The organism is Piscinibacter sp., assembly GCF_050175855.1.
Lineage (GTDB): Bacteria > Pseudomonadota > Gammaproteobacteria > Burkholderiales > Burkholderiaceae_C > Piscinibacter.
On record NZ_JBFXIO010000084.1, the window covers coordinates 1 to 4249 of the forward strand.

The 4249-nt window shown below is 69.3% G+C and carries 4 protein-coding genes and 1 pseudogene; 1 reads left to right on the forward strand and 4 read right to left on the reverse strand.

Annotation, left to right across the window (positions count from 1 at the left end; all coding sequences use genetic code 11):
* Positions 1–114: 114 nt before the first annotated feature.
* The gene (gene hutC / locus AB7U92_RS08760; RefSeq protein ID WP_428575802.1) at positions 115–834 is read right to left on the reverse strand and encodes a histidine utilization repressor; all 720 of its coding nucleotides are present in this window, start codon (positions 832–834) and stop codon (positions 115–117) included.
* 59 nt (positions 835–893) lie between these two features.
* On the opposite strand from hutC, the gene hutH reads away from it, so the two are divergent.
* Positions 894–2390, forward strand: coding sequence for a histidine ammonia-lyase (gene hutH, locus AB7U92_RS08765; RefSeq protein WP_428575803.1), 1497 nt, complete (start codon positions 894–896; stop codon positions 2388–2390).
* Here the strand turns inward: hutH and AB7U92_RS08770 are convergent, their stop codons facing one another.
* The 3 genes and pseudogenes from AB7U92_RS08770 to AB7U92_RS08780 form a co-directional block, all read right to left on the reverse strand.
* Positions 2391–3179, reverse strand: coding sequence for an ABC transporter ATP-binding protein (locus tag AB7U92_RS08770; RefSeq protein ID WP_428575804.1), 789 nt, complete (start codon positions 3177–3179; stop codon positions 2391–2393).
* A 7-nt stretch (positions 3180–3186) separates the two neighbouring features.
* Positions 3187–3960 (reverse strand): ABC transporter permease, encoded by a 774-nt coding sequence (locus AB7U92_RS08775; protein ID WP_428575805.1) that lies wholly within the window; start codon positions 3958–3960, stop codon positions 3187–3189.
* Positions 3961–3974: 14 nt separating this feature from the next.
* Positions 3975–4249: pseudogene (locus AB7U92_RS08780) on the reverse strand (ABC transporter substrate-binding protein); the annotation flags it as partial.

Genomic DNA, 4249 nt, shown 5'->3' on the forward strand with positions numbered 1-4249 from the left:
GGTAGCCGTCGAGCATCACCGCGTCGAGCGGCTCGAAGGGTTCGGGCGTCTGGGCCAGCAGCTCGTCGAGCTCCTGGAACTCGGCGTCGGTGAGGTCGGTGGTCATGGAGACGATCAGACGGAGAAATGCCCGATCAGGCGGTAGCGGGTGCCGGGATGGTACAGGCGCGCCACCGAGGCCACGGCGCCCTGCGACACCGTGCGGCGCGAAACCATCAGCAGCGCCGAGCCGGCCGGCACGTCGAGCGCGCGCGCCTGCTCGGCATCGGCCAGCACCGCCTCGACCACCTGCTCGGCCTCGGTCAGCGGCGCGTGCTCGAACAGCACGGCCGAAGGCGTCACCTGCGTGAAGTCGCGCTCCATGAAGCCGGGGGCGAGCGCCGGGTTCACGTGCCGGTCTTCCAGCTGGATCGGCACGCCGTTCTCCACGTGCACCAGCCGCACGTGGAACACCGTGCTGCCCTTGCGCAGCCGCATCGCGGCGGCGACGTCGGGCGAGGCCTTGAGCCTTTCCACCGCGAGAACGCGGGTGACGTGCACGTGCCCGCGTTCGGCGATCTCCTCGTGGATGTCGCGCACCTGCAGCACGTTGGAGATCGGGTGCAGCTGCGCCACATACGAACCAGAACCCTGGCGGCGCTCGATCAGGCCCTCGTCCTCCAGCTCGCGCAGCGCGTGGTGCACCGTCATGCGCGCGCAGCCGAACTGCTGCACCAGCTCGCGCTCGGAGGGCAGCTTCATGCCGGGTTGCCAGCCGCCCTCGGCGATGCGCTGGCGAATCGAGGCCTTGATGTCCTCCGAGGGCAGGCGGCGGGGCGCGGCAGGCGGCGTCATGGTTTCCTTCTTCCCGTGAGCATGCTAAAGTTGTCTAGACCACTTTGCGGAGCGCGACGATGGACACCACCTTCATCACCCCGGGCGGGCTCGACCAGGCCCTGCTGTCCCGCGCGGCGGCCGGCCCGCTGAAGCTGGCCGTAGCGGCATCGGCGAAGGCCGGCATCCAGGCCAGCGTGGACTGCGTGCGCACGCTGGTGTCGCGCCACGAACCGGTGTATGGCATCAACACCGGCTTCGGCAAGCTGGCGCAGACCCGCATCGCCGACGACCAGCTCACCCAGCTGCAGAAGAACCTGGTGCTGTCGCACAGCGCCGGCATCGGGCAGCCGATGAGCGCGCCGGTGGTGCGGCTGATGCTGCTGCTCAAGGCGGCGAGCCTGGCGCATGGCGTATCGGGCGTGCGGCTGGAGGTGATCGAGGCGCTGCTGGCGCTGCTCGCCCACGACGTGCTGCCGGTGGTGCCAGAGAAGGGCTCGGTGGGCGCCTCCGGCGACCTCGCGCCGCTGTCGCACATGGCCGGCGTGCTGATCGGCGTGGGCGAAGCCTTCGTAGCCGGCCGGCGCGTGAGCGCGCTCGAGGCGCTGCCGCATGCCGGCCTGAAGCCGCTGACGCTCGGCCCCAAGGAGGGCCTGGCGCTGCTCAACGGCACGCAGGCCTCGACCGCGCTGGCGATCCACGCCGCATTGCGCCTGCAGCAGGTGTTCGACGCCTCGCTGGCCGTCGGCGCGATGACGGTCGACGCCGCCAAGGGCTCGGACACGCCCTTCGACGACCGCATCCACGCCGTGCGCGGCCAGAAGGGCCAGCGCGCGGTGGCAGCGCGCTACCGTGCCTGGCTGAAGGACAGTGCGCTGCGCGCCTCGCACATTCACTGCGAGAAGGTGCAGGACCCGTACTGCCTGCGCTGCCAGCCGCAGGTGATGGGCGCCTGCCTCGACCAGATGACGCATGCCTGGGACATCCTGCTGACCGAGGCCAACGGCGTCTCCGACAACCCGCTGGTCTTCGCCGACACGATGGAGGCGCTGTCCGGCGGCAACTTCCACGCCGAGCCGGTGGCCTTTGCGGCCGACAACCTGGCGCTGGCGATCGCCGAGATCGGCGCGCTGTCCGAGCGCCGCACCGCGATGCTGATGGACCCGGTGCTGTCCAACCTGCCCGCCTTCCTGGTCGAGCACGGCGGGCTGAACTCCGGCTTCATGATCGCGCAGGTGACCTCGGCGGCACTGGCCTCGGAGAACAAGTCGCTCGCGCACCCGGCAAGCGTCGACTCCCTGCCCACCTCGGCCAACCAGGAAGACCACGTCTCGATGGCCACCTACGCGGCACGGCGCCTGCACCAGATGCTCGACAACACCGCCGGCATCGTCGGCATCGAGTGGCTGGCCTCGGCCCAGGCGCTGGATTTCCACCGCCCGCTGCGCTCGTCGCCGGCAATCGAGGCGCTTCATGCGCGGCTGCGCGCGAAGGTGCCGCGCCTGGCGGAGGATCGGCTGATGGCACCGGACATTGCCCAAGCCACGGCCCTGGTGGAAGAAGGCGCCACGCTCTGATCAGTGCTCCATCTGGGCGGTCTTGAGGCTCTCCGCCCGGATGTCCTCGGTGACCACCGCCTTCAGCTCCGAGAAGCGCGGCGTGGTCTTCACCGTGTAGTGGCGCGGGTAGGGCAGGTCGATCCCCAGCTCGTTCTTGATGCGCCCGGGCCGTGCGCTGAACACCACGCAGCGGTTGGCCATGAAGATCGCCTCGTCGACGTCGTGGGTGACGAACAGCACCGTCTTCTTGTGCTGCTCCCAGATCGACAACAGCAGCTCCTGCATCAGCGCGCGAGTCTGGTTGTCCAGTGCGCCGAAGGGCTCGTCGAGCAGCAGGATCTTCGGGTCGTTGGCCAGCGCGCGGGCCAGCGCCACGCGCTGCTGCATGCCGCCGGAGAGCTGCTTGGGAAAGTGGTTCTCGAAGCCCTTGAGGCCGACCTCGGCGATGAAACGCGCGGCGATCTCGGCCTGCTGCGGCAGCGCCATGCCCTTCTCGCGCAGGCCGAAGCAGATGTTCTGGTGCACCGTCAGCCAGGGGAACAGCGTGTAGCTCTGGAACACCATGCCGCGCTCGGCGCCCGGGCCGCGCACCGGCTGGCCATCGAGCAGCACCTCGCCCTGCGTGGGTTCGTCCAGCCCGGCGACGATGCGCAGCAGCGTCGACTTGCCGCAGCCCGAGGGGCCGAGCACGGTGATGAAGTCGTTGTCGGCCACCTCGAGGTCGGTGGGCTGCAGCGCCAGCGTCGGCGCGCCGCCGTTCACGCCGGGGAAGGTGCGGCCGACGCCGCGGATGCTCAATCGGCTCATGGTCGGCTCACAGCGAGGCCCAGCGGAACAGCGCGCGGTTGGCGCGCTTGAAGGCGAGGTCGGAGACGAGCCCGATCACGCCGATCGTGATGATGCCGAAGATGATCTGGTCGGTGGCCAGCAGCGCCTGGCTGTCGGTGATCATGTGGCCGATGCCGTGCGAGGCGCCGATCAGTTCGGCGACGATCACGTAGGTCCAGGCCCAGCCGAGCACCAGGCGCAGCGTCTCGGCCACCTGCGGCGCCGCCGCCGGGATCAGCACGCGCCGCACGATGCCCCAGTCGTTGGCGCCCAGCGTGTAGGCGGCTTCCACCAGGTCGCGCCTGGTCGCACCCACCGTCACCGCGATCATCAACACCAGTTGAAAGAACGAGCCGATGAAGATCACCGCGAGCTTCTGCGCCTCGCCGATGCCCGCCCACAGGATGAGCAGCGGGATGAACGCCGAGGCCGGCAGGTAGCGCGCGAAGGAGACGAAGGGCTCGAAGAAGGCCTCGATCGGCTTGTAGGCACCCATCGCCACGCCCAGCGGCACGGCGACGATGGCCGCCAGCACGAAACCGCCGACCACGCGCCACACCGTGTAGCCGATGTCGGTGGCGAAGCCCTGCTCGGCCAGCAGCGTCCAGCCCGACTTCAGCATCGTCAGCGGGTCGGCGAGGAAGGTCTTCGACACGTAGCCGCCGAAGGTGGCGGCGGCCCAGACGGCGAAGAACAGCACGAAGAAGCTGACGCCCAGGGCCGTGCGGGCCCCGGGCGATACATCGCGAAGCGGCTTCAAGGCGGGAAGGGGGCTTACTTGATGAACTGGGTGTCGGCCAGCGCCTTCAGGTCGGGGATCTGCTTGATGATGCCGATCTCCAGCAGCAGGTCGGCCGCTTCCTTGCTGAACTGCGCATGCTCGCCAGCGAAGAACTTCTGGTTGGCTGCACGGTCCTGCCAGCGCAGGTAGGCCTGGCTCTTCTCGAAGGCCTCGCCGCTCTGCTTCACGTCGGCGCCCATGATCTCGAAGCTCTTCTTCGGGTCGGCCTTGATCATGTCGAGCGCGGCGAAGTAGCCGTCGGCCAGCG

Excerpts from the sequence above, each read along its gene's own strand:
- hutC (WP_428575802.1), bottom strand. The coding sequence starts at position 834 with ATGACGCCGCCTGCCGCGCCCCGCCGCCTGCCCTCGGAGGACATCAAG.
- hutH (WP_428575803.1), top strand. The coding sequence starts at position 894 with ATGGACACCACCTTCATCACCCCGGGCGGGCTCGACCAGGCCCTGCTG.
- AB7U92_RS08770 (WP_428575804.1), bottom strand. The coding sequence starts at position 3,179 with ATGAGCCGATTGAGCATCCGCGGCGTCGGCCGCACCTTCCCCGGCGTG.